This window comes from Halovivax cerinus, from assembly GCF_024498195.1.
In the GTDB taxonomy this organism is placed as follows: domain Archaea; phylum Halobacteriota; class Halobacteria; order Halobacteriales; family Natrialbaceae; genus Halovivax; species Halovivax cerinus.
Genome location: NZ_CP101824.1, coordinates 1,563,944 through 1,587,774 on the forward strand (window position 1 = coordinate 1,563,944; position 23,831 = coordinate 1,587,774).

At 68.4% G+C, this 23,831-nt stretch carries 13 protein-coding genes; 5 read left to right on the forward strand and 8 right to left on the reverse strand.

Going from position 1 to position 23,831, the window contains the following annotated elements; translation table 11 throughout:
* Complete coding sequence (locus NO366_RS07175; protein ID WP_256533646.1) at nucleotides 1–534, reverse strand: DUF7342 family protein; 534 nt, start codon at nucleotides 532–534, stop codon at nucleotides 1–3.
* An 88-nt stretch (nucleotides 535–622) separates the two neighbouring features.
* The gene (locus NO366_RS07180) at nucleotides 623–1,807 is read right to left on the reverse strand and encodes a M20 family metallopeptidase (protein ID WP_256533647.1); all 1,185 of its coding nucleotides are present in this window, start codon (nucleotides 1,805–1,807) and stop codon (nucleotides 623–625) included.
* Nucleotides 1,808–2,029: 222 nt separating this feature from the next.
* On the opposite strand from NO366_RS07180, the gene NO366_RS07185 reads away from it, so the two are divergent.
* From NO366_RS07185 to NO366_RS07195, 3 genes are all read left to right on the forward strand, one after another.
* On the forward strand, nucleotides 2,030–5,224 hold the full coding sequence (locus tag NO366_RS07185) for an ATP-binding protein (protein ID WP_256533648.1): 3,195 nt from the start codon (nucleotides 2,030–2,032) through the stop codon (nucleotides 5,222–5,224).
* A gap of 220 nt (nucleotides 5,225–5,444) precedes the next feature.
* On the forward strand, nucleotides 5,445–8,642 hold the full coding sequence (locus NO366_RS07190; protein WP_256533649.1) for an ATP-binding protein: 3,198 nt from the start codon (nucleotides 5,445–5,447) through the stop codon (nucleotides 8,640–8,642).
* A gap of 148 nt (nucleotides 8,643–8,790) precedes the next feature.
* Complete coding sequence (locus tag NO366_RS07195) at nucleotides 8,791–12,090, forward strand: ATP-binding protein (protein WP_256533650.1); 3,300 nt, start codon at nucleotides 8,791–8,793, stop codon at nucleotides 12,088–12,090.
* 9 nt (nucleotides 12,091–12,099) lie between these two features.
* Here NO366_RS07195 and NO366_RS07200 read toward each other — a convergent pair whose 3' ends face one another.
* A complete protein-coding gene (locus NO366_RS07200; RefSeq protein ID WP_256533651.1) occupies nucleotides 12,100–13,203 on the reverse strand; it encodes a PAS domain-containing sensor histidine kinase in 1,104 nt (367 codons plus the stop codon).
* A 186-nt stretch (nucleotides 13,204–13,389) separates the two neighbouring features.
* Here NO366_RS07200 and NO366_RS07205 point away from each other — a divergent pair, with 186 nt between their 5' ends.
* Together NO366_RS07205 and NO366_RS07210 are read left to right on the forward strand one after the other, a co-directional pair.
* A complete protein-coding gene (locus NO366_RS07205) occupies nucleotides 13,390–16,581 on the forward strand; it encodes an ATP-binding protein (RefSeq protein WP_256533652.1) in 3,192 nt (1,063 codons plus the stop codon).
* Between the two features lie 161 nt (nucleotides 16,582–16,742).
* Nucleotides 16,743–18,629: a PINc/VapC family ATPase gene (locus tag NO366_RS07210; RefSeq protein WP_256533653.1), complete on the forward strand. Its 1,887-nt coding sequence runs from the start codon at nucleotides 16,743–16,745 to the stop codon at nucleotides 18,627–18,629.
* A 465-nt stretch (nucleotides 18,630–19,094) separates the two neighbouring features.
* On the opposite strand, the gene NO366_RS07215 is transcribed toward NO366_RS07210, so the two are convergent.
* From NO366_RS07215 to NO366_RS07235, 5 genes are all read right to left on the reverse strand, one after another.
* The gene (locus tag NO366_RS07215; protein ID WP_256533654.1) at nucleotides 19,095–19,526 is read right to left on the reverse strand and encodes a hypothetical protein; all 432 of its coding nucleotides are present in this window, start codon (nucleotides 19,524–19,526) and stop codon (nucleotides 19,095–19,097) included.
* A gap of 159 nt (nucleotides 19,527–19,685) precedes the next feature.
* Entirely contained in the window at nucleotides 19,686–19,976 is a 291-nt protein-coding gene (locus NO366_RS07220; protein WP_256533655.1) for a winged helix-turn-helix domain-containing protein, read from the reverse strand.
* Between the two features lie 263 nt (nucleotides 19,977–20,239).
* Nucleotides 20,240–21,403, reverse strand: a complete 1,164-nt coding sequence (locus NO366_RS07225; RefSeq protein ID WP_256533656.1) for a DUF5305 domain-containing protein — start codon at nucleotides 21,401–21,403, stop codon at nucleotides 20,240–20,242.
* 140 nt (nucleotides 21,404–21,543) lie between these two features.
* Nucleotides 21,544–22,725, reverse strand: a complete 1,182-nt coding sequence (locus NO366_RS07230; protein ID WP_256533657.1) for a signal peptidase I — start codon at nucleotides 22,723–22,725, stop codon at nucleotides 21,544–21,546.
* A gap of 43 nt (nucleotides 22,726–22,768) precedes the next feature.
* The gene (locus NO366_RS07235) at nucleotides 22,769–23,626 is read right to left on the reverse strand and encodes a CARDB domain-containing protein (protein ID WP_256533658.1); all 858 of its coding nucleotides are present in this window, start codon (nucleotides 23,624–23,626) and stop codon (nucleotides 22,769–22,771) included.
* Between the last annotated feature and the right edge of the window lie 205 nt (nucleotides 23,627–23,831).

Here is a 23,831-nt window from a genome sequence, read left to right on the forward strand (position 1 = left end):
CTAGCCGGATACCCGTCCGGTCCCGGCACCGCTGCGTTGCTGGCGAGCGCGTTCGTGGCGCCGGCGCTCCTCGCGAGCGGTCTCCCAGTCGCCCAGATCGCTGTACACCTCGTCGATCGTCCGGTCATCGCTCGCCTCCGCAGCGGTGACGGCGTCGACGGCGGCCGGATCTGTGGCGTCGTACGCGTCCTCGTACGCGTCGATCCGTGCCGTCAATTCCTGGACGCGTTGCTGGAGGGCGTCGACGGAGTGATCGGTTGCGAGCCGATCGATCCGTCGCCACTCGAAGTAGGTGTCGTTGCGCTCGTACGTGGCCGGCCGTCCATCGTGTCGCGTGACGATTCCGAGTTCGGTGAACCACGTCAGGTACTTCCGGGCGGTTTTTGGGTCACAGCCGGCTCGTTCGGCAATTTCGCTCGCCGCCGTCGGGTCGCGAGTCTGGAGGATCGTTCCATACACGCGCTGTTCGACGTCGTCGCCGCCGAACGTGTCCTCGAAGGCGGGTGGACCACCCGATGGGTCGCCGTCGGCCATAGTAGTCCTTCCACGGCAACGGATATAGTTCTTTCTTCGAGGAATAATTTCCTGAAGGTGTGCTGGGTACTCGTGTCGGCGATACGACCTAACCGCTACGCAACCACGCCTGTGCCGTCGCCCGGTACACCGCCCGACATCGCTCCAGCACGTCGATCGAGACGCTCTCGTCTGCGGTATGGGCCTCGCCGGGTTCGGCCGGACCGACGATCACGCACTCGGTTCCGGCGCGGTCGGCGAGCCAGCCCGCGTCGGTCGCGTGCGGTTTCGTGACGTGGACTGGTTCCGGTTCGCCCCGCTGTTCGTGGACCTGGCGGGCGGCGTCGAGCACGGTGTCGGCGAACTCGTCGTCCTCACAGGCCATCGGCGGCAGGTCCTGATCGACGTCCCACTCGACGCCGTCGATCGCCTCGACGCGGTCGAGCGGCGCCCGTTCGCCAGGGACGGTGCGCTCGTCGACGGTGATCGTACACCGCTCCGGGACGACGTTCCAGGCCGACCCGCCGTCGATCTCCGTGACGACGACGCTGCCCGACAGCGACTCACCCGCAATCGTCACCTCGGGAGCCGACAGCTCACGGACGACGTCGACCGCCTCGCTCGCCCGGTAGATCGCGTTCGTCCCCGCCTCCGGTTCGCTCGCGTGGGCCGCCTCCCCGTGGGCGGTGATCGTACTCGCCCGCCGACCCTTGTGTGCGACGGCGACGTCCGTCACGCCCGGCCGTGAGTAGTTCGTCGACCCCTCGCCGACGACGGCGACGTCCGGGGCGAACCCCTCGTCGATGGCGTGGCGGACACCCTCGCCGCCGATCTCTTCGCCGACGAAACTCGCGAAGACGAGTTCGTCGCGGCCGTTCGACCGATCCCCGTCCGCCACCACGGTGGCGTCCCGAAACGCGAGCAGCATGGCGGCGACGGCACCCTTCATGTCTGCCGTTCCGCGGCCGTAGAGGCGTCCGTCGCGTTCTTCGACGACGTACTCGCCCGTGCGGTGGCCGTCCACGTGGCGGTCGTCCGCACCGCGGCCGTTCGCGTCCGCCGTCGCGACCTGCGACTCGTCCGGCGGGACGACGTCGTGGTGACCGACCAGCGCCAGCGTCCGTCCGTCGCCCGGTCCGCGCCTGGCGATCACGTTGCCGGCGTCGTCTCGCGTGATCGACGCGTCCGTCTCCGACCGGAGCCAGGACTCGATCCGATCGCCGGCGGCCGTCTCGTCGTCGTGGCTGGGGATCGACACCAGTTCGCGCGCGAGCGTGGCCACGTCCCGGTCCATGGCCGATCGTTCGCGCTCGGGGGCCGTGGTTCTGTGGGTGCCGGACGGTGAGTTCTGTGGGCTCCGGACGGTGGGGCGTTCCTGGCGACCGGAGCGGCGGTCCATCCGAACGGCCGCCCGGGCGCGTCGCCGTCGGCGCCGTCGCATTCCCCTCGAATCGGGGGACCCTCGTGACCGATCCGGCCAACACCTATTACGGTGGCCTTCGCCTGTCTCGACTCAATGGACGTTCCTGGCGTGGACGACCTCGTCCTGGTCGCGCTCGACCGGACGCCCGACGGGTCGGGCGGTGCGCTGACAGCGACCGAAATAGCGACACGGATCGATCTGGCGGAGACGGTGGCTGCTCGCGTCTCGTTGCTCTCCTCGCTGTCGTCGATGGAGGCTGAGGGACTCGTCGACCCGGTCGCCGACGACGGGACGACGGAGCGATACGCACTCACAGAGACCGGCAGTGACAGGGCCCGCGAGGTCTTCGACCGGTACGCGTCGGCCGACGTCACCGCCCGCAACGACGGAGAGATCGTCGAAGGAACGCTCGTCGACGTGGCCGCGGCGTTCGATCTCGATCCGGTGACGGCGATGGCCCGGCTCTCTCCGGGCGGGGAGGTGACCGTCGCCGAGACGCTCGACTCGGCGTTCGTCGACCGCTCGTCGGAACGAGATACGATCGAGAGCGCCCTCGAAACGGCCGAGTCGGGCGAATCGACGGTAATCGTCGTCGTAGGTGAGACGGGCATCGGTAAGACGTCGTTGTTCCGTGAGTGTCGCTCCCTGGCCGCCGATCGCGGCTTCGAAACCAGGATCGGTCGGGCCGATCCGGAGCGGACCGACCCGTACCACGCGCTCGCCGAGGCCCTCCCGCGGGCCCTCGATCACCTCGACCGGGCGACGGTCCCGGAGTCGCCGTCGGCGGCCACGAACCGGGCGCTCGACGATGCCGCGGCTATCCGGTACGCCGCCGTCCGGGACGCTCTCGTCGAGCGCGCCGATCGGACGCCACTCCTCGTCGGCATCGAGGACCTGCAGTGGGCCGACGCCGCATCGCTGTCGCTGCTCGCCGCACTGCTCGGAGGCCTCGAAGACGTTCCGATCGCCGTTCTGGTGACCCTGCGGACAGACGAGTCGGGCGGGGCCGACGACTCCGTTCTCTCGGACCTCGTGGAAGCGGCCGCGTGCGAATCGACGGTCTGTCGCCTCGGCCCGTTCGATCGCGAGGCCGTCGGAGAGTTGATCGAACGGCGGGTGGGACGCCGAGGTGTGCCAGAGGCCTGTCTGGACGCGATCTACGAACACACCGGTGGCGTCGGCCTGTTCGTCGAGGAGACGGTCGACGACCTGCTCGATCGGGGCGTGATCGACCCCCAGCGCGGGACGTATCCGGAGTCGTTGGCCGACGTTCCGCTGCCGTCAGTCATCGAATCGACGATTCGGGATCGGCTCGATCGCCTGGACGCGGGGACCCGCCGGCTTCTCGAGGTGGCGGCGGTCGCGGGGACGACCGTCGACGTGGAGACGCTCCGGGCAGTCCTGACGGGCGACTCGGCGCACCTGCACGACCAGGCGCACCTCCTCGTGGATGGTCGGGTCTGGGAGCGCCTGGACGAGGAGCGGTACCGATTCGCGAGTCACGTCCTGCGGTCGACGGTGCTGGAGACGCTCGACCCGGATCGCCGTGTGTCGCTCGAACGGCGGGTGGCCGACCACCTGTCCGAACGGGCGGACCCGCCCCACGCCGAACTCGCCCGGCGGTACGACCGCGCCGGCGAGCTCGAGTGTGCGCTCGACCACGCGATGAATGCGGGTGAGTCGGCGCTCGACGTCTACGCCCACGAGGACGCGATCGACGCGTTCCAGCACGCGCTGGGGATCGCCCGCGATCTCGATCGTGAGACGGAGACGATCGAGGCACTAGAATCGCTCGCACTGGTCTACCGGCTCACTGGCGAGTACGAATCGGCCCACACCCACCTCGAGTACGTGCGCAACCACACCGACGACGTCGACCGAATCAGGCGCACCTACGCCTCCCAGGCGATCATGGACACCGACGTCGGCGAGGTGGAGCGAGCGATCGAATTCGCCGACCGCGGTCTCGAACTCGACGGGCCGCGCTCGACGGCGTACGTCCAGTTGCTCGACGTCCTCGCGAGCGTGCAGTTCCAGCGCGGTGATTTCCGCGAAGCGGTCGCCACCGCGAGATACCAGTACGACCTCGCAGAGCGGCTCGACGATCCGCTGTCGATGGGACGAGCGTCGTTTCACATCGGTCGGAGTCACCGCCAACTGGGGCGGGCCGAACGGGCCGTCGACTCCCTCGAAGCGTCTCGCGACCTGCTCGAACCGCTCGACGAGCCCGTCCACCTGGGGGACTGCCTGAACGAACTGGGCATCTCGTACGTCACGACCGATCGATTCGACGCGGGCGTGGCTGCGATGGAGCGCTGCGAGGAACTCGCCGAGGAGACCGGTGAGGTGCGCCTGGCGATCCGCGCGCTCAACAACCTCGGCGTGCACGCGCTCAGCAACGGTGACTGGGAGGCGGCTCGCGAGCGCTTCGACCGGTTGCACGAGCTGGCCTCCCGCGTCGGCAACGACCGCATGCGCATCATCGCCCTCAGCAACGAGGGCGTCATCGACCTCGAGACCACCGACGTCCGGACGGCCCGGGAGACGTTCGAGACGGCGCTCTCCCTCTCTCGGTCTATCGGCCACGATCACCAGTCCACGTTCGCCAGGATCAACCTGGCGCAGGTCGAGGTGCTGGCGGATCGACTCGACGAGGCCGACCGGTACGCGACGGAGGCACTGGAACGCGCGCAGGCGGACGGCTACGTCAGGACGGAAGCGGACGCGATGCGCATGCAGGGCGCGATCGCGCGCGAACGCGGTGACTTCCAGCTGGCAGTCGATCGGCAGCGCGAGGCCCTCGATCTCGCCCGGGAGAGCGAGAACAGCATGGAGATCTCCAAGGCGGCGCGCGACCTCGCGGAGTCGCTGGTGGCGACCGGCGAGACCGAGACGGCCCTGGCGCTGTGTGACGAAGCGGCGGAGTACGTTCCGGACGGCTTCCGCATCGACCGCGTCACACTGGAGGCGACCCGTGCTCGCGTTCTCTCGGCGGCCGGCGATCCCAGGGGTGGCGATGCGCTGCGATCGGTTCTGGAGGAGGTGACGGCGATCGATCTCGCGCAGGTCGAACTGCAGGTCCGTCGCGACCTGGCCTGGCTCGCGCTCGAGTCGGGCGATCGGAGGGTCGCCATCGACCACCTCGACCGCGGCTACGCGCTCGCCGAACGGATACGGAGCGCCCGCCACCGCGAGTGGTTCGACGCCGCGCTCCAGGCTGTCGAGTCCGGCTGTGCGGCCGACGCGTTGCGGCCACTCAGCGGTCCGTTCGAGACCACGGTGGTGTGATGGGGCCTGATCCGGCCGCTTCGATCGGGCGCAATCGACAGGTTTCGGGACGGCGGTTGGGTCGGGTGGCGAGCGATGGCGGCTGGCTCGCCGACGGAGTGACGTGGTCGGCCTGCCCCGATCCGGTCGTCGCGGCCGGTCCGGTCGATCGAAGATCACACGAGCGCGCCGCGGTCGCGGGCCAACACCTATTATGCAGACCCTCGAACTGTCGCCCCCAATGGACGTTCCTGGCGTGGCTGACCTCGTCCTCGTGGCCCTCGAGCGAGCCGGTGCCGACGGCCCGTCGGCCGCGCTGACGGCGACGACGATCGCGGACACGATCGACCTGCCTGAGACGATGGCCGCTCGGGTCTCCCTGCTCTCGACACTGTCGACGATGGAGTCGGACGGACTCGTCGACCCGGTCTCGACCGATGGAGGCGATCCAGGTGCGTACGCGCTAACGGCGTCGGGTCGCGGCCGGGCACGAACGTCACTCGATCGCTACGAGTCGGCGTCGGTCACCGCACACGCTGGCGGCGAGCGCGTCGAGGGCTCGCTCACCGACGTCGCCGACCGCTTCGGACTCGATCTCGTGACGGCGATGGCGCGGCTCTCACCCGGCGGCGAGGTGACGGTCGAGGCGACGCTCGAGCCCGCGTTCGTCGACCGGGTGGCCGAACGTGAGGCGGTCGACCGACTGCTCGAGGCGGCCGCAGACGGCGAGCCGACGCTATTCGTCATCGAGGGCGAGGCGGGGATCGGTAAGACGACGCTCTTTCGCGAGTGTCGCTCGATGGCGGCCGACCGGGGGTTCGAGACGCTGGTCGGCCAGGCCGACCCCGATCGCTCCGATCCGTACCACGCACTGACCGACGCACTTCCGTGGGCGATCGAACACTTGGAGGAGGCGCCCGTCCCGACCTCGGATTCGGCGTCGGTGACGACCCAGTCGCTCGAAGACGCCGTCGCGATTCGGTACGGCGCGATCGGGGACGAGTTGCGCGACCGGGCGAGCGACCGGCCGATCTTCCTGGGCATCGAGGACTTGCAGTGGGCCGACGCCGCCACGCTATCGGTGCTCGCTTCGCTCCTCGAGGGAATCGAATCCGTCCCAATCGCCGTCGTCCTCACCGTGCGAAGCGACGCGTCCGCCGACGAATCCATCGTCGCGGCCCTCACTGACGCGGCCGCGTGCGAATCGACGGTCCGTCACCTCGACCCGTTCGGTCGCGAGGCCGTCGGGGAGTTGATCGAGCGGCGAGTGGGACGGCGCGGTGTCCCAGAGGCCTGTCTGGACGCGATCTACGAGCACACCGGTGGCGTCGGCCTGTTCGTCGAGGAGACGGTCGACGACCTGCTCGATCGGGGCGTGATCGACCCCCAGCGCGGGACGTATCCGGAGTCACTGGCCGACATCCCGCTGCCATCGGTCGTCGAATCGACGATCCGAGGCCGGCTCGACCGACTCGACGATCGCACGCGCGGCGTCCTCGAGGTGGCGGCGGTCGCGGGGACGACCGTCGACGTGGAGACGCTCCGGGTCGTCTCGGCGGACGCCTCGGCGCACCTGAACGATCAGGCGCACCTCCTCGTCGACGGTCGGGTCTGGGAGCGCCTTGACGAAGAGCGGTACCGGTTCGCGAGTCACGTCCTGCGGTCGACGGTGCTGGAGACGCTCGACACGGATCGCCGTGCGTCGCTCGAACAGCGGGTGGCCGACCACCTGGCCGAGGCGCCTGACCCGCCCCACGCCGAACTCGCCCGGCGGTACGATCGCGCCGGCGAGCCCGAATCCGCGCTCGAGCACGCGATGGATGCGGGCGAGGCGGCGCTCGACGTCTTCGCCCACGAGGACGCGATCGACGCGTTCCAGCACGCGCTGGGGCTCGCACGCGACCTGGACCGAGACGCGGCGACGATAGAGGCCCTCGAATCGCTCGCGCAGGTCTATCAGATAGGCGGCGAGTACACGTCGGCCCACACCCACCTCGAGTACGTTCGCAACCACACCGACGACGTCGACCGCGTCAGGCGAACGTACGCCTCCCAGGCGAGGATGGACACCGACGTCGGCGAGGTGGAGCGAGCGATCGAATTCGTCGATCGAGGCCTCGAACTCGACGGACCGGTCTCGACGGCGTACGTCGGTCTGCTGGATGCGCTCGCGAGCGTGCAGTTCCAGCGCGGTGATTTCCGCGAAGCGATCGCCACCGCGCGATACCAGTACGACCTGGCGGACCGTCTCGACGACGCCCGGATGAAGGGGCTCGCGTCGTTTCAGATCGGGCGGTGCCGGCGACAGGTGGGCCAGCCCGAACGGGCCGTCGAGTCCCTCGAAGCGGCGCGCGACCTGCTCGAACCGCTCGACGAGCCGGTCGCCCTGGCGGATTGTCTGACCGACCTCGGCATCTCCTACATCACGATCGGCCGGTTCGACGAGGGCGTCGCCGCGATGGATCGCTGTCGGGACGTCGCCGAGGACGCCGGAGCCGTCGGCATGGTAATCAATTCACTCAACAATCTCGGCGTGCACGCGATCGGCCGAGGCGACTGGGAGCAGGCCCGCGAGCAGTTCGATCGGTTACACGACCTGGCCACTCGCGTCGGCAACGACCGAATGCGCATCATCGCCCTCAGCAACGAGGGTGTGATCGACCTCCTCAGCACCGACGTCCAGCAGGCCCGGGAGACGTTCGAGACGGCGCTCTCACTCTCCCGCTCGATCGGCCACGATCACCAGTCCACGTTCGGCAGGGTCAACCTGGCGCAGGCCGAGGTGCTGGCGGGCCGATTCGATCGGGCCGACCGGTACGCGACGGAGGCACTCGAACGCGCGCAGGCGGACGGCTACGTCAGGGCGGAGGCGGACGCGATGCGCATGCAGGGCGTCGTCGCTCGCGACCGCGGCGACGTCGAGCGAGCGGTCGAACGCATCCGCGATGGGCTCCAGCGAGCGCGAGAGAGTGAGAACACCGTGGAGATCTCCAAGGCGGCGACGGACCTCGCCAAGGCGCTGGTGGCGATCGGCGAGATCGAGGCGGCCCTGGAGCGCTGTGACGAGGCGGAAGCGAACGTCCCGGACGGCTATCGAATCGACCGCCTCGGTCTGAGAGCGACCCGTGCTCGCGCGCTCACGGCGGCTGGGGACCCCGAGGGACCCGATGCGTTGCGATCGGTCCTGGAGGAGGCGATCGAGATCGATCACGCGCAGGTCGAACTGCAGGTCCGTCGTGACCTGGCCTGGCTCGCGCTCGAGTCGGGCGATCGGTCGGTCGCCATCGACCACCTCGATCGCGGCTACGCACTCGCCCAACGGACGCGGACGTACAGCGATCGCGAGTGGTACGAGGCCGCCATTCAGGCGGTCGAGGCCGGTTGTTCGGCAGCTGATTTACAGCCGCTCTGTGGACCGTTCGAGGCCAGTCGTGGGTGAGCATCCGACGGACTGCCGATCGCCCCGATCCGACGTCGAAGCGGGCACCCGGCTCGGTCAGGCGAGCGTGCCGATCCGCAGGCCCGTCGGCTGCCGTCGGTAGCGCGTGCCTGAACGGTTTTACCGCTCGCCGTTCAACCCCGGAGTGATGACCGAGTACGGCGTCGACGACCTCGTCGTCCTCGCGCTCGATTCGACGGCCGATGGAGACGGGAGCGCGACGACGGTCGAACTCAGCGAGACGATCGCGTTCGGCGAGTCGTTGGCCGACCGCGTCCAGCTTCTCACCACGCTCGCCTCGCTGGCCCGTGCGGATCTCGTCGAGGAGTCCGTCGACGAGCGCGACCGGACGCGCTACCGGCTGACGGATGCGGGTCGCGATCGCGCCGCGGAACTCCGGGCGGAGCTGGCAGCCGAACGAGTCACCGTCTCGGACGGAACCGACGAGCGTGAGTGCGCGCTGACCGACGTCCGCGACGTCGCCGGCATCTCGATCGCCGAGGCCCTCGTCCGCCGCTCGCCGTCGGGCGAGCTCGTGCTCGCGGACGCGTTCGACGCCGTCGTGAATCGTGAGGACGAGTTCGACAGGCTGACGACGACGTTCGACGCGGTGACGGCGACCGCCGTCGATACCCGGTCGACCCACTCCGATACCCGGTCGACTGATTCCGACACCGCATCCGACGCCACCGAGCCCGCATCCGACGCCACCGACACCGCATCCGACGCCACCGAGCCCGCATCCGACGCCACCTGGTCCACAGCCGACGCCGACACCCCGCGCACGGTCGTCGTCACCGGCGACGCGGGCGTCGGGAAGACGACCCTGGTCGAGGCGTTCCTGGATCGCGTCCGCGACCGGTGTGGGGCCGTCTACGTCGGCCGCAGCCGGCCCGGTGGCGACGCGCCGTTCGAACCGATCGCGGCCGCGCTCGACGCGGACGACGCGTCGCCGCCCGCCTTCGACGTCGACGCCGCGCTCGAGACGCCCGACGCCGAGGCCTACCGGGCCCACCGGACGCGGCTCTACGACGACATCGCGTCCTGGCTCGAGACCCGTGCGGCCGACGGTCCGGTCGTACTGGTCGTCGAGGACCTGCAGTGGGCCGACAGCGCGACGCTCGACCTGCTCGCGCACCTCCACTCGTCGCTCGGGGAGGGGATTCTACTGCTGTGTACCTATCGGTCCGACGACGTGGACGAGACCGATCCGCTCGCCGAACGGGTACCGGCGGACGCCGTTCGACCGGTCGCCCTCCCGCTCGAATCGTTCGACCGCCAGACGACGGCGACGCTGGTCGAACACGAACTTCGCCAGCGGGGCGTCCCGACGGCTTTCACGGACGCCGTCTACGCGGTGACGGGCGGGAATCCCCTGTTCGTCGTCGAGACCGTCGCCGCCGCGCTCGAGGACGGCTCGCTCGACCCTCGCGTCGACCGGTACCCGACGAGTACGACGACCCTCTCCGCACCGGACGTGGTCGAGACGACGATTCGGCGTCGGTTCGACCGGCTCGACCCCGAGACGCGTGAACTCGTCGACACCGCGGCCCTCGCCGACGAACCGTTCGCGGTCGAGACCCTCGGCTCGCTCTGCTCGCTCCCGCCGGCGCAGTTGGGTGATCGCGTCGACCTGCTCGTCGACGCCGGTATCTGGCGGGAGACCGATGGGGGGTACCGGTTCCGGAGCCACGTGCTCCGGAGCGGTGCCCAATCGGCGCTCGAACCCGATGCCCGCCGGGAGCGCCACCGGGCGATCGCGGCGCACCTTGCCGACGTCGAGGACCCCAACCACGCCCGAATCGCGACGCATCTGGACCGGGCCGGCGACGCGGCGACGGCCCTCGAACACTACCGGCTCGCGGCCGAGGACGCGGAAGAGACGTACGCCCACGACGTGGCGAGTTCGCACTACGAACGCGCACTCTCGATCGCGCGCGAACTCGACCGCGACGACGACGTGCTGGCGCTGCTCGAATCGCTGGGCGACGGCTACTACACCCGCGGCGAGTTCGACGAGGCGGACCGGTACTTCCGGTACGTACGCGAGGCCGCGGACGATCCGGAGCGGATCCGGCGCAGTTACTACTACCAGGCCCGCATGCACTTCGAGCAGAGCGAGTACGAGCGGACGGCGACGCTCGCCAGGCGCGGGCTCGACGCCGGAGGCGACGAGGTCACCGAGATGGTCTGCTGGCTGGTCGACTACCTGGGCAGCGCGCACATGAAACGAAGCGACCACGACGCGGCGATCGAGCAGTTCGAACGCCAGCGCGAACTCGCCGAGTCGATCGACTTCCGACTCTCGCTGGGGCGTTCCTATCAGAACCTGGCCACCGTCTCCCGCCGTACCGGCGCGATCGAGGACGCCGTCGCGTACGGTGAGCGAGCCGTCGCGTTGCTCGAAACCGCGTCGGCGGATCGCGAACTCGCCCGCTGTCTCAACGACGTCGCCCTCGTCTACCGGAGCGCGGGACGTACCGAAGACTACGTAGAGGCCTTAGAACGCTGCCACGACCTGGCCGAGGAGACAGGCAACGTCCGGGCGCGCATCCTCGCGAAGAACAACCTCGGCGTCGCCGCTCAGAGCCGGGGCGACTGGGGGGACGCCCGATCGTACTACGAGGACGTCGTCGCTCTCGCCGAACTGACCGAGGACACCGATACGGTCGCCCTCTCGCTGTGGAATCAGTCGATCGTCGACGTGGCACTCGGCGACCTTCCGGGAGCGATCGACGGGTTCGAACGGGCACTCTCCCTCGTCGAAGGGTCCGCGGAGATTCAAAAAGTAACGCACTTTCACACCAACGTGAGTCGGGCGTACCTCCTGGCGGGCGACGTCGACGCGGCTCGCTGGCACGTCGCGACGGGCCAGCGACTGGCGGTCGAACACGACCTTCCCCACCTGCGGGCGACCAGCGCGATCAACGCTGCGACCATCGAACGGGAACGCGGGGCGATCGACGTCGCGCTCGAACACCTGCGATCGGCCCGCTCGGAGTTCGACTCGACCGAGGACGTCCGTACCGAAACGGCACTGCTCGACCAGTTCGCGCGGACCTACGTGGCGGCCGGGGAGCCGTCGACGGCGCTCGAGTACGCCCGCCGAGCTCACGACGCGGCTCCCGACGGTACCCGGCAGGCGACGCTTCGGGCCGCGGTCACCCTGGGCGCGGCCCTTCGCGCCGCCGGGCGGCGAACGGACGCCCGAGACCACCTCGAGTCGACCCTCGCGGACGCACAGACCATCTCTCGTCAGTCGACGATCCGCGCCCGTCGCGAACTGGCGCGCCTCGAACGTGACCTCGGGAACGCCGATCGCGCCCGCGAACACTACGCCACGGGCATCGACCTCGCCCGGTCCGCGGGGATGACACTGTACGTGACACAGCTTTCCCACGAATCGTCGCGACTCGACGAAAACGCCGCCGTCGCCGACGACCGGTGATCCGGGCGATCAATCGGCCCGCTGGAGCGTCACGCCGAATCGGGCGCCGCCGAGCGGCGAGTCGCCGACGGTGAGGTCGCCGCCGTACGTGTCCGCGATCTCCGCGGCGAGGTGGGTGCCGAGACCCGTCCCGCCGGAGTCGCCGATCGAGACGCCGCGGTCGAAGATGCGGTCGCGGTCCTCGCGGTCGATGCCCGTGCCGTCGTCGTCGACGTAGATGGTCACCGCCTCGTCGGTCGCGGTCGTGTGAATTCGGATCTGCGAACCGCCGGAGTGGACGAGCGCGTTCTCGAGTACGTTCGCGAAGAGCTCCTTGAGCAGCGTGCCGCCCTCGACGCGCAGGTCGTCGACGTCGGTCTCGACGTCGAAATCGTGCTGACTCGCGAGGTCGGCGTGTCGGTCCACGGTCTCGCGGATCACGCGCGGGAGTCCGACGGGTGAGAGTTCCTCGTCGGCCTCTAGCTGGTGGAGCGTCCGGACGTTCTCGATGAGGTCGATCGCCTCGGTGACGCCCTTCTCGGCGTAGCCGTGGTACTCACGTTGCTCCTCGGTGAGGTCGCCTTCGGCGAGCAGGTCGAGGTAGCCGTCGATGACGGTGAGCTTGTTGCCGAGGTCGTGTCTGAGCACGGAGTGGAGGAACTCGGCGCGCTCCTGGGCTTCGGTTCGCTCGGTGGTGTCCGTCGCGACGCAGACGATCCCTTCGACGCTCCCCGAGTCGTCCGTCATCACGGACGCGGAGAGGCTGGTCGGGATGGCCTCACCGTCGGCGGTCTCGAAGTAACTCTCGAGGTCGGTGACGCTCCCCTTTCGCAGGAGGTGTTCGATGAGCTCCCCGGAGTGAAGCATCGAGGAGAGCTCGGCGTTGCGGTCCGGATCGGCGAGGACGTAGTCGATCGGTTTTCCCTCGAGTTCGTCGGGCTCGTAGCCGAGCATGTCGCGAACGGCCTCGTTCGCCAGGCGGATCCGCCCGTCGGGGCCGAGTTTGACGAGCACGTCGACCATCGTGTCCATCAGGTTCTCGAGGTCGGCCGTGCGCTTTCTGACCCGTTCGGCCAACTCCGATCGGGAGAGGATCGTCAGTTCCTCGTCCCCGTCGATCCCGGTATCGTCCATCCGGTCGACATTGGGTCGGCCCGTAATTAATACCCCCGCTCGCCGATCGGCTATCCACCGGCAACGACGCCGACGCGGACGACCGCGCGACTGGCGGCGATCTGGCGTCGCGTTCGCGCCGCCGTTCGGCGGTCAGTCGTCTCACGGTCACGCAGTTTTATGTGAGTTCGCGGCCACATTCGGTCGATGACGGCGTATAGCGTCGAGGACCTGGTCCTCCTCGCCCTTCGCGAGCAGTGCGGTGCCGACGAATGCACGGCGGGGGCGACCGTCTCGGAACTCGGCGACGTGATCGGGCTCTCCGGGACCGTGGCCGACCGGCTGACGCTCCTCTCGGCCCTGTCGACGCTCACGGGGAACGGGCTGGTCGACGAGACGACCGGCACCGTCGCGGACCGGTCAGGCGAGCGGAGCCTGTATCGATTGACGGGTTCGGGTCGACGACGTGCGACGGAACGGACGGACGCGGTGGGCGAACTGCCCGTGACGGTTCACGAACGTGATGAAACCGCCGAGTGTCGCCTCGGCGATGTTCCCGAGCGGTTCGATCGCTCCATCGCCGAAGCGCTCGTCAGACGCGCCCCCTCCGGCGACCTGTATCTGCCGGCCGAGTCCGACGACATCGTCGACCGGTCCGACGAACGCTCCCGCCTCCGGAGCACCTTCGAGAAGACGCTCGACGGCGAGCCAGCGACCGTGATCGTCTCCGGAGAGGCCGGCGTCGGCAAGACGACACTGGTGGAGGCGTTCGCCGAACGGGCTCGCGAATCGGGCGCGGACGTGCTCGTCGGGCGGAGTACTCGAACCGGAGCCGACGCGTACGGACCCCTCCGGGACGCGATCGAGGGCGCGATCGGCGCCGCGGACGAGTCGCCGTTCGCCGACGGGTGGGCGAAAGCGGCGGACGCCGAGATGTACCGGACCCAGCGCGCCGCCCTCTACTCGACGGTGTCGGCGACACTCGCCGATCACGCCCGGAACACGCCGACGGTACTCGTGATCGAGGATCTGCAGTGGGCCGACGCCGCGACGGTCGACCTGCTCGCGCACGTCTGCGAGGAGCTCTCGGACGTTCCGGTGCTCCTCGTCGCCACCTACCGCCCGTCTGGGGTCGCGGACGAGACGCCACTGGACCGGCGACTCGCGGAGCGAGTGGCGATGGACCACGTCGTCGAACTCGCGCTCGACCCCTTCGACCGGGAGCGAACCGGCGAGCTCGTCGAGGCCGAAGTAACCCGCCGGGGCGTCCCCCAATCGTTCGTCGACGCCGTCTACGAGCGAACGGGCGGGAACGCGCTCTTCGTCGTCGAGACGGTCGCGGCGTTGCTCGAGTCCGGCGCGCTCGATCCCCGCGTGGATCGCTACCCGGACGCGGTCGACGACGCCGAGATTCCGGACGTGGTCGAGACGACGATCGACCGGCGCTTCTCCAGACTCGACGACGAGACGTACGGGGTGGTGGCCGTCGGCGCGGTGCTCGACGACCCGATCACCATCGACGGGCTGCTCGCGATCTCGTCGCGTCCGGAGCCGACGGTTCGCGAGCGGGTCGACCTCCTCGTCGACGGTGGCATCTGGGTCCGGGACGACGACACGCTTCGATTTCGAAGCGAGGTGCTCCGGTCGACGGCCCTCGCCTCGATCGCCGACGACCGGCGGCAGTCGCTCCACGAGGGGGCCGCTGCGTACTTGGCCGATGACGAGTCGACTCCGCCGGCTACCGTCGCGTCGCACTACGAGCGGGCCGGTGACGCCGATCGCGCCCTCGAGTGGTACCGACGCGCGGCCGGGGACGCGACCGAGGTGTACGCACACGACGTGGCGGTCGAACACTACGAGCGAGCCCTCTCCCTCGCCAGGGAACTCGACCGGGAGGCGGCCGTCCTGGATCTTCTCGAGGGGCTCGGCGACATCCACGCCACGCGGGGCGAGTACGGCGAGGCGGATCGACAGTTTCGGTACGTCCGTGAGCGGACCGACGACCCGGAACGGATCCGTCGCAGCTACCGGTACCAGGCGAAGATGGCCTTCGAGAGCAGCCGGTACGACGACGCCGAAGAGTACGCCCAGGCGGGGCTCGCAGTCGGCGAGGACGACGTCACGCCGGAAGTCTGTCGACTCACGGACTACCTCGGGAGCGCGTACTTCGGTCGCGGACAGTACGAGGAGGCGATCGCCCACCACGAGCGGTTGCGCGACCGCGCCGCCGAGATCGACTGCACCGTCTCGCTCGGCCGGGCGTATAAGAATCTCGGGACCTGTTACACGAAACTCGGCGAGTTGGACCGGTCTGTCGGACTCAACGAGCGTGGCGTCACGTTACTCGAGGACACTGGCCACGCGCGGGAACTGGCGAGCGCGCTCAGCGATCTCGCCATCGCGTACGGCCGAACCGGGGACTACGACCGGGCCGTCGACGCGCTGGAGCGCTGCGACGAACTGGCCGAACGGACGGGGAACGTCTCGGCGCTCGTCCTCTCGAAGATGAACCGCGCGGTCTTCGCCCAGTGGCGAGGTGAGTACGGGACGGCGCGCGAACGGTACGCCGACGTTCGCGAGATCGCCGAGCGCATCGACGATCGGGACGGGCTGGCGCTCGCCATCTGTAACGAGAGCCTCATCGATCGAGAAGTCGGCCGTCTGGAACCCTCGATAGCGGGGTTCGAACGAGCGCTCGACCTCGTCGATGGAACCGAGGTCACGAATCGAATCACGCTCGTCGAGTGGGGTCTCGGGGAGGCACACTTCCTCGCCGCCGATTTCGACCGCGCCGAGACGCACCTCGATCGGGCGCTCGACCTCGCCGTCGAACACGACTTCACGCGACACATCGGGGCCTGCAAGTCGGTCATGGGGGCCGTAGAACGGGAACGTGGCGAACTGGATCGGGCGATCGAACTGGGTCGGGCGGGGCTGGATCTCGTCCCGGACTCCGAGACCCAGCGGGTCCTGTACCTCCGGATGAACCGTCTCGCGCAGACGCTGTTGGCGGCGGGAGACGTCGACGAAGCGCTAGAACTCTGTCTCGAGGGCAGAGAGACGATCCCGGAGCACGTCACGGTCACCGAGGTCAAACTCGCCGCCACGCACGGTGCGGCGCAGGTGGCTGCTGGCGAACTGCAATCCGCCCGTGAGACCCTCGAATCGACGGTCGACCGTGCCCGCGGTCTCACGACCGAGGCGCTGCTCGTCGCGCTGTGCGAACTCGGTCGCCTCGAACACGAAGCGGGCGACGCGTCGACCGCTCGTGACCACCTCACGGAGGGTCGTCGGATCGCGACGGACGCCGGCTTTCGCGTCTTCGTGCCCCGCTTCGACGAGGTACTCGCCGAGATCGACGGTGGTGACCGGTCCGACGGGTGCGTCGACGGCGTCTGACGTCCGATCGAGTCGCTGGTCCGATCTCGAACTGCGGGTCGCCAGTCTCCGTAGCGCGGATTCTCCGGCCTCGACCCCGGGCGCGTCGGTTCGGCACCGTCCGGTTCGCTTCGGTGGTTCTTCCGCACGTTTTTACCCGTCCGAGGCGAACGGTCTGGTATATGCACGTCGTCCCGGACACCAGCGTGGTCATCGACGGCCGCGTCTCCGCGTCGGTCGAGGACGGGTCGTTCGCGGAGGCGACGGTATCGGTTCCCGAAGCCGTCGTGGCCGAGCTGGAGGCGCAGGCGAACGACGGCCTCGACAGCGGTTGGGAGGGGCTCTCGGAACTCGACCGGCTCGCCTCGCTGGCCGAGGACGGGCGGATCGACCTCGAGTACGTCGGTGAGCGCCCGACGGCCGGCGAGCGCGGCCGCGCCTCGGAGGGCGAGATCGACGCACTCATTCGCGATCTGGCCGAGGAACGCGACGCGACGTTCGTCACGAGCGACGTCGTCCAGGCCGAGGTCGCGAAGGCGAAGGGCCTCACTGTCGAGTACATCTCGCCGAAATCACGCGACGTCGGGGCACTCACGATCGAGGACTTCTTCGACGACGAGACGATGAGCGTCCACCTCAAGACGGACACGATTCCGAAGGCCAAGCGAGGCGCGCTCGGCGAGATGCGATACGAGGAGATCGCAGACGAGCCGACGGACGAGGCGACGATGGACGAGTGGGCACGCGATGTGGTCGACGGCGCCAAGGAGTCCCCCGACGGCTTCATCGAACTCTCGGAGCCGGGGATGAAGATCGTCCAGTTTCGCGACTACCGCATCGCGGTCGCTCGGCCGCCGTTTTCCGACGGCATCGAGATCACGGCCGTGCGCCCGATCGCCCAGACCGACCTCGAGGACTACGACCACGCCGACGAGCTGAAAGAGCGCTTGCTCGAACGTCAGCGAGGCGTCCTCATCTCCGGCTCGCCGGGCGCTGGGAAGTCGACGCTCGCACAGGCCGTCGCGCGCTACCTCGAGACACACGACAACGCGGTGAAGACGATGGAGAAACCGCGAGACCTCCAGGTCGGCCCGGAGATCACGCAGTACACGGCGCTTGGCGGCCGAATGGACAAGACGGCCGACGCCCTCCTGATGGTCCGGCCGGACTACACCATCTACGACGAGGTCAGGAAGACCGACGACTTCGAGGTCTTCGCGGACATGCGCCTGGCCGGCGTCGGGATGATCGGCGTCGTCCACGCGACGCGTCCGATCGACGCGCTCCAGCGCCTCGTCGGTCGGGTCGAACTCGGCATGATCCCGCAGATCGCCGATACGGTGGTCTACGTCGATGCGGGTGCTATCGACACCGTCTACGACGTCCGGACGACCGTCAAGGTTCCTGCGGGCCTGACCGAGGAGGACCTCGCACGGCCGGTCATCCAGGTGACGGACTTCCAGACGGGCGACCCCGCCTACGAGATCTACACGTTCAATCGACAGGTCGTCACGGTCCCACTCGACGACGAGGAAGATGGTCCCGGCGCTCGCGATTCGGGGGTCGACCGCATCGCCAAAGGCGAGATCGAACGCGAGATCCGCTCGATCGCCCGGGGCTACGTCGACGTCCGTCTCAAGAGCCAGAACAAGGCCGTCGTCTACGTGGAGGAGGACGACATCTCCTCGGTCATCGGCAAGGGTGGCGGCCGGATCACCGACGTCGAGAACCGACTCGGGATCGACATCGACGTCCGCACCCACGACGAGAACCCCCACTACGGAGACGGCGGCGGGGCCGGTGTCGATGAACCCACCTCCGGCGGTGGTGGCCCATCCGGTGGGCAACCCGACGGCCAGCTCGTCCAGCCCGAGATCACCTCCCGACACGTCGTCATCCCGGTCGAGGGTCACGACGGCGAAACCGTCGAAGTCCAGGCCAACGGCGAGTACCTCTTCACCGCGACGGTGAGTCGCGGCGGTGAGATACAGGTCTCGCGCGGGAGCGCGATCGCAGACGAACTCGAGGACGCGATCGATCACACGGAGCCGATTACTGTTGTGTCGTAGACAGCGCGGTTCGGAACGAGCGAAGCGAGTGAGAACCGCGTAGTAGCGAACGGGGAGCGAAGCGACCCGTGAGGAGAGGCGCGCGGTTCGGAACGAGCGAAGCGAGTGAGAATCGCGTAGTAGCGAACGGGGAGCGAAGCGACCCGTGAGGAGAGGCGCGCGGTTCGGAACGAGCGAAGCGAGTGAGAATCGCGTAGTAGCGAACGGGGAGCGAAGCGACCCGTGAGGAGAGGCGCGCGGTTCGGAACGAGCGAAGCGAGTGAGAATCGCGTAGTAGCGAACGGGGAGCGAAGCGACCCGTGAGGAGAGGCGCGCGGTTCGGAACGAGCGAAGCGAGTGAGAATCGCGTAGTAGCGAACGGGGAGCGAGGCGACCCGTGAGGAGAGGCGCGCGGTTCGGAACGAGCGACGCGAGTGAGAACCGCGGAGTGTCTCTCTGGACTGCCACTCACGGGTGACGGGGTGTCTACCGACCGCGACCGTCGTCACCGGTCTGAAAGTAGAGGTCCGAATTGCGCACGTAGAACAGGGCCCACCCGGCGAGCAGGCCAGCGAGCATAGCGAGTAGTTCGGTCGGGAGTCTTGGGAGGCCGGTCTCTGCGAGTGAGAGGAGGACGATCGACGCGCCGACGAGCGTTCCGAGGACGACGAAGACGACGTCGCTCGCGACGCGGAGTCGATCGTGGGACCAGTACGAGCGCTTGTCCTCGTCGTGCCACACGTCGACGTAGACGATCACCGGGGCCATCGACGCGATGACGGTGACGGCGCTGTAGGCGACGGGTAGCCCGAGTGGGTAGAAGACGAGTACGTTGAGCACGTTCGAGACGAGAGCCATCACGACCAGACCGGCGGTCATCCAGCCCCAGCGCGGCAGTCGGTCCGGATCGAGGTTCATGTTCTGTGGCCGGCGGGCCGCCCGGTTAACTGTACCGCCTTTCCCGTCTGTTGCTGGTGCTGTCGAGTGGCCGATCGTGGGACTCGAAGCCGTTCGCTTCGGTCGGCTCGTCGGAACAGCAGAAATCGGGGGGTCGGGAGCAGTCGAGACGAGCGCGCGTTACTCCGCGCAGCAGGCGTCTTCGGTCGTACTGCCGTCGAGGCCGCCGTCCGCTGCGACGGGTTCTTCGAGTCGGTAGAGGCTCTGTCGGGCGTCGGCGAAGTAGATGTCTTCGTCGACGAGGCCGATCTCCTCGAGTCGTTCGAGCGCGTAGCGGACGGTTCGGGCCGATAGCATCGATTCTTCGACGATCTGCTTTTGCGTGAGCGGCCCGTCGTACTCCAGTACCTTGAAAACGAGTTTGGCGCTGGGGGGACAGTCACCGAGTTCGGTCGATTCCTTCGCTTCCATCGTTACGATTCGAAACACTCCAGAGCCTTAAAAGTTGACCATCTCGACCCGTTTTCCTGTTAGATTTGAAAGCTATATCGGGTAATACTACCGAGTCGTACGCATCGGTGCAGCCGAGCCGGGTCAGGTCGGCCACGGCTCTGGCACACTATCGCTTCCTGGTCGGGTCACTCCTGTAACTGCCTGATGCAGTGATGCATGTATCACAACGTGGAGTCCAGTGGGGTCCCGGTGAGTCCCAGTGCCCCGGCACGGCGGTGGGGCTAGAGTTGTCGCCAGGCGTCTTCGTCGTCCGGATCGATGTCGGTGGCCATGTCGGCCGGTGGCCCGTCGCCCACTCCCGTGGCGGCCTCTGGCGCCGACGGAGGCGCGCCGCTCGGTGGCTCCGGTCCGCCTGCGTCGTCGTCCAGGTCGATGGAGGGCCAGGCGGTCTCTTCCCAGAGTCCGCGGTCCGTATAGTAGTAGACGACGTCGTCGGTGACGACCGCGAACAGGCCCCGCTGGCGGTCGTGGACGACGCGCTCGCTGGTGTCGATGGCGACGTCGACGACGTCTTCGAGCGTGTCAAGCGCGATGTGGTGTTCCCCGAGCCACATGGGAATGGACCCGCGTGAGATCCACTCCGCGTAGCGTCGCTCGTGGACGGCCCGCCGCGCCGCCGTCTCGTCGATCGGCTGGCGCCGACCGAGACCCCAGGCGCCGGCGAGCGAAATCGTTCCGACGAGGGCGAAGAGACCAGCGAGGGCCGTCCGTGGTTCCGTTTCCGTGACCTGGACGTGCTGGGGGTGTGTTCGCTCGTCGCTCGGCACTGGCTGGTCGAGCCAGAACGCTCGTTCGGTCACGCCGATCCTGGATTCGATCGTGAACGAGTCCGCGTTCGTCCCCGTGTCGTAGCGCGTCTCGACGGCCACGACGGCGTCGACGCTCCCCACCCCGGCGAGTTCGCGTTCGATTTCGTCGAGGCGCTCGCGGACGGATTCGACGTCGACGTCGACACTGCTTCGGGCGATTCCGTCGGTCACCGTGGGCGACTGCCTGGTGAGCGGTTCGGTTTCGTTCCAGAACGTGGTGTCGTCGCGCGTCGCTTCGTACCGGAGGGTGACGTCGTGGCCGACGGTCGACTCAGCCGTCGGCACGGTCGTCTCGGGCCTGAGCGTCACCGTGCTCGTCGCGTTCGTGAGGTAGACCGGTTCGTTCTCGAGGACGGTCCCTTCGGACCAGAGCCCGTCGCTCTCGACGACCGCTTGCGTGCCGACGGTCGTCGAGACCCGTTCGGTGTCGGCCACTTGTGTGGTCGTAGTCGTCTCGGGCGATGCGACGGCCCAGCCGCTCACCGCGAGCGCGAGCACGCCACAGACGGCGAGCGCGATGACGAGCGTTCGCCCGTGTCTGGCAACGAGCAGGTCGATGCGTGGATTGTCGATCATTGTCCATCCCCGTCGGGACTCGTACCGTCACGAGTCCGTACCCCGGTTCCCAGCCGGGACCCCCGACGTGGGAACGTATACGAACTTCGAACTGATAACCGTACTGGCCTCTTGGCTCCGAACCCAGCGAAATCGGGCGGTCAGTCCAGCCACTTTTCGAGTTTCCGACGGATTCGTCTCGAGAACGGGACGTGCGATCCGGGGTTTCGCACCCTGATGTCGCCGGTGCCGAACAGGGCGAGGATCGCGAGGACGCCGACACCGACGACGACCGCGTCGACGGCTGTGACGGCGAGATACGGGTGTACCCCGTGGAGCCACCCGAGAAGCACCGGTGGTAGGACGAGCAGGTAGCGGTACTCGCTGACCGTTCGAAGGGACGTTCCCTGACGCTCGGGAGCCGAGAGCGTGATGGTCGTCTCGCCGTCGGACCGGCCGCCGACCACCTGTCGATCGGGTTCGGCGGTCACCCCGTCGCTCGCGGGTTCCGTGACGACGACGATCGGCGCGTATCCTGCGTTGTCGACGGTACGGGTGAGGTCGGCGCTCGCCCCCGGTTCCATCACCTGCGGTTCGTCGCTCGGGTCGTCGGTACTCACCACCTCGTAGGCCGTCGTTCCCGACGGAACGACCATCGCCGCGGTCGCAGCCGTCGCGAGGACGAGGAGGACGATTCCGACCACGGACCAGATGGCGATCACGTTCCGGCGCGTCGTCTGGCGGAACCGGTCGCGCTTTGGCGGCTCCGCCCGGTCGAAGACGACACCGAACCCGAGCAGCCCGACGCCGAGCCCGACGAGGAGTGCACCCGCCCCGTCGGCGTCGACGCCACCTTGTCCGCTTTCCAGGCCGAGCGCGCCGGCGACCGCACCGAGGACGCCAAGCAGCACCGATCGAACGCCCATCACGACCGTTCCGAGGTGGGGGATCGTCACGACGGTTCCGTGAACCTGGAGTGCCGTGGCGACTACCTGTCCGTCGGTCACGTACGGTTCCCCACCGTCCTGGTCGGTGAACGGGTTCGCGTCCCCTTTCGTCACGTATCCCTCGTCGGTCTCTTCGATCACGCGGTGGGTCGTCAGTTCGCCGTCGTTGACCTCGCGGGCCTCGTAGACGATCACGTCGCCGTCGGAGACCTCGCCACCGAGGCCGGCCGGCACCGCGACGAAGCCATCGCCGGTGTCCATCGCGGGCTCCATGCTTCCGGAGGCGACGTACCCGAGCAGGATCGGCTGACCCAGAACCTGCCCGAGGATCAGCGCGGCTACGACGATCGCGAACACCGTGCCGAGGGCGCGTCGCCCCACGTCTGCGTCTATCACGAGTTCCCCCGTCCGTCGAGTTCGACTGTCGACCGGGACATCCTTACCGTCTTCGGCCCCTCACGGCTCGCCCCAGAACGAGGAGTGAGAGGCCGGCCGGCGGCGCGACGGCCGCCGTCAACGGCGAGGAGAGGTCGATCGATTCGAACGACGGTCCCGTCGCGTCGGAGACGGCGACGGTTCCGGCCGACGCGTTCCCGACGCTGACTCCGTAGACGCCGGCGTCCTGCGGCGTCCACGAAAACTCGACTGTCCGTTCCCCGCCGGGCGAAAGACGCACTCGCCGATCGTCGACGGCCATCCCATCGATAGCGATGTCGATCGTGTCGGTCGTGGGGATGGTGCCGGGGTTGGTGACGGTCGCGGTCACGGTCACCGGCTCGCCGACGGTCGCGTTCGTGGTCGAGACGGACGCGTTCGTGACCACGAGCGGGCCTGGCGTCGGTGCGGCCGCGTCGGTTTCGTCGGTGGTGACGACGACGGAGAACGTCTCCGTCCCCGTCGGCGCGTCGTGCGTGTCTATCGAGACGCCGACCGTGACCGACTCGCCTGGATCGACGACGAGCGGTCTCCTGGCGTCGATCTCGTTCGCCGGCTCGCCGTCCAGGTAGAACGTTACCCCCGGCAGCTGGTGGGCGATCCAGATCCGTTCCGCCGACGCGTCGTGAACCGTTATCTCGAAGGCGTCGTCGACGTTCGTCGTCGCGGCGGCGTTGAGACGGTCGAAGTCGAGCGCGAGCTCGCCGTCTTCGACGCTGGCGTACGAACTCGTCGGGTCGAGTTCGACGGCCGAAGTTGTATCGGTGGTATCGGTGTCGTCGAGCGTGACGGCGGCTGTCGGGGCCGCCAACAGGACCGAGAGGATGGCCAGTGCAGCCAGTGACCCGAGCAGCCGGTTCATGTGTTTCTCGTATTTTCGTGCGCGTTCGTCCCGCAATTCTCTCTCTCTCTGCTGTCGATCGACGGTATCCGGTACCGCAGTTTCGAGCGTCGATCACGAGACAGCCCGGTCTGTGAGTCCGTTCGGAGTGCAGGCTTCACACCTGACCGGTCCGCGATCTCGCCAGCCGGTCACCTGTCGCTCGTCCGTGTGCCTACGGACTCGG

Coding starts and splice junctions, on each gene's coding strand:
- NO366_RS07180 (WP_256533647.1), bottom strand. CDS start 1,807: ATGGACCGGGACGTGGCCACGCTCGCGCGCGAACTGGTGTCGATCCCC.
- NO366_RS07235 (WP_256533658.1), bottom strand. CDS start 23,626: ATGAACCGGCTGCTCGGGTCACTGGCTGCACTGGCCATCCTCTCGGTC.
- NO366_RS07175 (WP_256533646.1), bottom strand. CDS start 534: ATGGCCGACGGCGACCCATCGGGTGGTCCACCCGCCTTCGAGGACACG.
- NO366_RS07200 (WP_256533651.1), bottom strand. CDS start 13,203: ATGGACGATACCGGGATCGACGGGGACGAGGAACTGACGATCCTCTCC.
- NO366_RS07210 (WP_256533653.1), top strand. CDS start 16,743: ATGCACGTCGTCCCGGACACCAGCGTGGTCATCGACGGCCGCGTCTCC.
- NO366_RS07185 (WP_256533648.1), top strand. CDS start 2,030: ATGGACGTTCCTGGCGTGGACGACCTCGTCCTGGTCGCGCTCGACCGG.
- NO366_RS07225 (WP_256533656.1), bottom strand. CDS start 21,403: ATGATCGACAATCCACGCATCGACCTGCTCGTTGCCAGACACGGGCGA.
- NO366_RS07215 (WP_256533654.1), bottom strand. CDS start 19,526: ATGAACCTCGATCCGGACCGACTGCCGCGCTGGGGCTGGATGACCGCC.
- NO366_RS07220 (WP_256533655.1), bottom strand. CDS start 19,976: ATGGAAGCGAAGGAATCGACCGAACTCGGTGACTGTCCCCCCAGCGCC.
- NO366_RS07190 (WP_256533649.1), top strand. CDS start 5,445: ATGGACGTTCCTGGCGTGGCTGACCTCGTCCTCGTGGCCCTCGAGCGA.
- NO366_RS07195 (WP_256533650.1), top strand. CDS start 8,791: ATGACCGAGTACGGCGTCGACGACCTCGTCGTCCTCGCGCTCGATTCG.
- NO366_RS07205 (WP_256533652.1), top strand. CDS start 13,390: ATGACGGCGTATAGCGTCGAGGACCTGGTCCTCCTCGCCCTTCGCGAG.